Here is a 544-nt window from a genome sequence, read left to right as displayed (position 1 = left end):
CGTCCGGCGCGGCGGCCGTCGGCTGTTCGGTGCGCGAGCCGTTCACAGGGCCTCGTTCCTCTCCTCGGTGCGGCGAGCCCCGCTGCGGCGGGCCTTCGATGCGGCGGGCCTCGACGCGGCTTCGTCGCCGCGGGGCTCGTGTGCGGCGGGCCGGATCGTGAGTTCAATATGTTGGACTTCGACGTCCACGGTACTGCACTGCGCGTGCAGCGTGAACCTCCACGCTAGAACCCGCTGGCGCGGCGCGTGAAATGCCTTCTGCGCTCCCGTTATGCTCCACGGACATGAGCCGGGGCCACGCCATCGAACTGCGTCACCTGCGCTGCTTCCTCGCGGTCGCCGACGAGGGCAGCGTCACCCGTGCCGCCCCCGTGCTGCACCTCACCCAGCCCGCCGTCTCCCGCACCCTCGCCGCGCTGGAGACCGGCCTCGGCGTCCGCCTCGTCGACCGCTCCACGCACCATCTCGCCCTCACGCCCGAGGGCCGCGCGTTCCGCGAGAAGGCGGCCGCCGCCGTCGCCGCGTTCGAGGAGGCGCTGGCCGC

The 544-nt window shown here is 73.3% G+C and carries 1 protein-coding gene; it reads left to right on the top strand.

Translation table 11 applies throughout. The features are described from left to right. Nucleotides 1-251 precede the first annotated feature (251 nt). On the top strand, nucleotides 252-544 hold a 293-nt coding region (locus G3I40_RS21770), incomplete at its 3' end, for a LysR family transcriptional regulator (RefSeq protein WP_203644559.1).

This window comes from Streptomyces sp. SID14478, from assembly GCF_010548525.1.
Lineage (GTDB): Bacteria > Actinomycetota > Actinomycetes > Streptomycetales > Streptomycetaceae > Streptomyces.
Note: the sequence above shows the minus strand (reverse complement) of the source record. Positions and strands in the feature narration are given on the sequence as shown.